Origin of the sequence: Candidatus Planktophila sp., assembly GCF_046070465.1 — a bacterium.
Classification (GTDB): domain Bacteria; phylum Actinomycetota; class Actinomycetes; order Nanopelagicales; family Nanopelagicaceae; genus Planktophila.
This window is the reverse complement of record NZ_JBJTMK010000073.1, coordinates 1-3,873: the sequence shown is the minus strand read 5'-3', so window position 1 is coordinate 3,873 and position 3,873 is coordinate 1. Positions and strand designations below refer to the sequence as shown.

Annotated in this window: 5 protein-coding genes; 1 reads left to right on the top strand and 4 read right to left on the bottom strand. The window is 48.7% G+C overall.

The window, feature by feature from the left end; genetic code table 11:
- On the bottom strand, positions 1 to 270 hold a 270-nt coding region (gene fdxA / locus ACKOVI_RS03410), incomplete at its 3' end, for a ferredoxin (protein ID WP_509602627.1).
- A 78-nt stretch (positions 271 to 348) separates the two neighbouring features.
- On the opposite strand from fdxA, the gene cysS reads away from it, so the two are divergent.
- The gene (gene cysS, locus ACKOVI_RS03405; protein WP_509602625.1) at positions 349 to 1,941 is read left to right on the top strand and encodes a cysteine--tRNA ligase; all 1,593 of its coding nucleotides are present in this window, start codon (positions 349 to 351) and stop codon (positions 1,939 to 1,941) included.
- Here the strand turns inward: cysS and ACKOVI_RS03400 are convergent.
- The 3 genes from ACKOVI_RS03400 to ACKOVI_RS03390 all read right to left on the bottom strand — a co-directional run.
- Positions 1,938 to 2,249 (bottom strand): hypothetical protein, encoded by a 312-nt coding sequence (locus ACKOVI_RS03400; RefSeq protein WP_509602624.1) that lies wholly within the window; start codon positions 2,247 to 2,249, stop codon positions 1,938 to 1,940. The genes cysS and ACKOVI_RS03400 overlap by 4 nt on opposite strands.
- Entirely contained in the window at positions 2,250 to 3,116 is an 867-nt protein-coding gene (gene mshB, locus ACKOVI_RS03395; protein ID WP_509602623.1) for an N-acetyl-1-D-myo-inositol-2-amino-2-deoxy-alpha-D-glucopyranoside deacetylase, read from the bottom strand. It lies immediately after the preceding gene.
- Positions 3,116 to 3,873: ThiF family adenylyltransferase (locus tag ACKOVI_RS03390; protein ID WP_509602622.1), on the bottom strand; the 758-nt coding region annotated here is incomplete at its 5' end. The genes ACKOVI_RS03390 and mshB, both read right to left, overlap by 1 nt.

Genomic DNA, 3,873 nt, shown 5'->3' with positions numbered 1-3,873 from the left:
CTGACCTACCTTTGATGCTCCGCCAGGTGAACCTAGCTCGATGAAAAATTCTGTATTGATCTTCTTATAGTCCTGCCACTGACCCGGGACATCATCTTCGTAGTAAATGGCCTCAACTGGGCAGACCGGCTCACAAGCACCGCAATCGACACACTCATCTGGCTGGATGTAGAGCATGCGTGAGCCTTCATAGATGCAATCCACTGGGCACTCTTCGCGACATGACTTATCTTTCACATCGACACAAGGCTGGGCAATCACATAGGTCACGGCGGGCCTCCTCTTTCGGTACGGGCAGGCGGCAATTCTAACCATGCGGAAGGGCGAATTGCTGAATATGGTTACTCAATGAGTTCTAAGTATGGGAATTTCGAAGGTGAGATTGCGGAGGCGATAGGTGAACGGGTCTCCATCCGTCTGCGCGATGGCCAATCCTTTCGGGACCTACTTGGAGTTTTACACAGTGAGACAACTTTGGTTCGCCGCGATGGGTCTATTGCTACTTTTGATCCAGCTGAAATCGCATACTTTCGAGTAGTGCCAGTCTTTAACCGGAAAAATCTAGAGAGCCACCATCTTCGCATGTATGAGACAGCCTCTCGTGAACTCACAACCATTACTGGCGATGTAGTTCGCATCTATGCATGTGGCCCCACTGTCTATCGTGATGCGCACATCGGAAATATGCGAACCTTCCTTCTTACCGATCTCATACGTCGAGCCTTGTCGCTCAATGGCACAGAATCGATTGTTGTCTCCAACATCACTGATGTGGGGCATATGTCAGAAAATCTCGACGGCTCAGATAGCGGAGATAAAGTCCTTGAAGAGGCTGCACGTGAATCAGTGGAGCCGCTTCAGATTGCTCGGCGGTATGAAGCGAAGTTTCATACCGATCTAGCATCACTCAATATTCTCCCGGCAGATTTTTATCCTCGGGCAAGCGAGAACATCAATGAGATTATTACTGCAATCGAAACTCTGATTCACAAAGGTGCTGCCTATATCGGAAGCGATGGCAATGTTTATTGCGATGCCCGATTCGTTCAAGATTATGGATACATCAGCGGAAACAAGTTGGATTCACTCAAACCTGGCCATCGTTATGAGTATCAAGGAGATGGCGGTAAGAAGTTTCATGCCGACTGGGCTCTCTGGAAATTAGCAGGTAAGCGCACAGAAATGATTTGGGACTCCCCTTGGGGTCCAGGTTTTCCCGGATGGCATATCGAGTGCAGCGCAATGTCGCTTTCCCTTCTTGGTCCTGTCGTTGATGTTCATGTTGGCGGAATAGATCTTCGTTTCCCCCATCATGAAAATGAGCGCGCACAAACCAACGCGATAGCTGGCGGTGAAGTCGTTCGTCATTGGATTCACGGAGAGCACCTGCTCTTTGAAGGCAAGAAGATGGCCAAGAGTTCAGGGAATGTAATTCTCGTCAGTGATATAGCTGCACAAGGTTTTGATCCCCTCGCCCTCCGACTTGCTCTTCTGGAAAATCGTTACAGAGCTCAAATCGATATGACCTGGCAGAACATCTCAGCAGCGCATTCGACTCTGCAGAGATGGCGAGAGTTGGTAGTCCGGTGGGGATCTGGCAAAGAACTTAAACGTGATGAAGAAATTTACTCACACTTGATGAACGATCTCGATACTCCAAAAGCAATTTTGAGAATGCGAACGATTGAAAAGGATTCTACTATCGGCGCACAAGATAAGCGAGGAATTTTCCTTTACGCAGATCTCGTCCTTGGTCTCGATCTCGATCGCAAACCTTCCCATGAATTAACTCGAGAGGCGGCGCTTCTTATAGAAGAACGTGCAGCAGCACGAAAGGCGGGCAACTGGAGCGAGAGCGATCGTCTTCGTGATGCGCTCGCTGCGATGAAAGTTGAAGTGCGTGACAGCAAAGATGGACAGAGCTGGACTATTAAAAGCTAAATACGAGCTGCTACCGCTGCAAGCGCAGAGAGTGTGCCAATTATCAAGAGGGTAGAACCCACTCCGTCGGCTTGCACAAGCAACTCTTCTCCAACGCCAAAAGTAGAGGCGCGCAAAATAACTGCTATCCATCCCAATGCTGCTATCCACTTATAAATGCGTCGATGGAAGTTACGCCCAACTAACCAGATAGAAATATAGGTAAGAGTAATTCCTGCAACTACACCTACCGGAGGCAGGCTTTGATGAAGCATAACTGCAACTACGCCTGATGCACTTCCCCAAAGAAGTGAGATGAGAAAGCGCACCTAGAGAACCACTCCTGCAAAAAGATCGCTTTCACGTCCATGTGAATCAAAAGGTTCAGACTTCTCACCTTGAACGAGTGTGTAGTACTCGTTGCCCCACACTTGCAATCCCAAGTTATTGGAGAGCGCAAAAAATGGACCATCGACTGCAATCTGTGTTGCATGCGCGCGCATCGCAGCCATCTTCTGTTCGACATAAGAATTGCCGTCAATGTGCGCGGTAACAAATGAATCATCTTTGCAGAACGGAAGATCATCCGCGCTTTCGGCTCCAAAGAAATCAGAGCCAAGCTCTTTCATTCTGTCGATCCCCTCTTGGATGACTGAACGAGGCATGACATTCCAGTAAATCTTCTGGATCTTCCACTTGCTCTTCTCTGCGCCAGCCATTGCAACACGATGTGCCTGGATGTGATCAGGGTGTCCATATCCGCCGAATTCATCGTAAGTGATCAGAACATGAGGTTTTACCTCATCAATGATCACAGCCAGTTCTGAAGCTGCGATAGAGAGATCTGCCTGCCAGAAGCAATCAGGGCGGTCATTCGGTTCTGTACCCATCATTCCGCTGTCGCGATACTTCTTACTTGGCTCACCTAAGAAACGGTGATCGACAACACCGAGAGCCTTCATTGCATCAGCAAGTTCGATGACGCGGTGGTCACCCAATAAGTCATCATGGGCTGCAGCTTTATGAGAGTGCTCTTCTACAAGGACTTCACCTTCTTCGCCACGGGTACAGGTAACAAGAGTGACCTGCGCACCAAGGGCTGCATACATCGCCATTGTTGCACCATTGTTGATGGTTTCATCATCTGGATGGGCATGCACAAGAAGGACTCGATAGCCCTGGTAGCTATCTTTCATTAGTACACCGGTAGAGAAGTATCAATCTGCTTCGCCCATGCGATAACTCCACCTGCAACATGCGAAGCATCTGCAAAACCTGCATTCTTTAGAATTGCAAGGCACTCAGCCGATCTGACTCCACCTTTGCAGTGCAAGATGATGGGCTTATCTTGTGGAAGCGTTGAGAGTGCACTACCGTCGATAAAACCTTGCTTCGGAATCAAATGCGCTCCAGGAATACTGACGATCTCGTACTCACTTGGTTCGCGAACATCGATGAGATAGAAGTCCTCTTTGTTATCCATCTTTGTCTTCAGCTCTTGCACTGTAATTGTCGATCCAGTGCTCGCCTCTTGAGCTGCATCAGAGAGAGTTCCACAGAATGCTTCATAATCTGGAAGGAGCGCTGTTTGGCGAGGATTCTCGCTGCAAATTGGGCAGTTCGGATCCTTGCGAATCTTTACCTTGCGGAAATTCATTTCAAGAGCATCGTAAATCATGAGAGAACCAATGAGTGATTCTCCAACTCCGGTAAGGACTTTGATTGCCTCAGTTGTCTGAATAGATCCGATTGTCGCACAGAGGACTCCAAGGACTCCGCCTTCTGCGCAGCTTGGAACCATTCCTGGAGGTGGTGGTTCTGGGTACAAACAGCGAGAACAAGGACCGTACTCAGCCCAAAAGACGCTCGCCTGTCCATCGAAGCGATAGATAGAACCCCACACATAAGGTTTCTTGAGAAGCACGCATGCATCATTTACTAAATAGCGGGTTG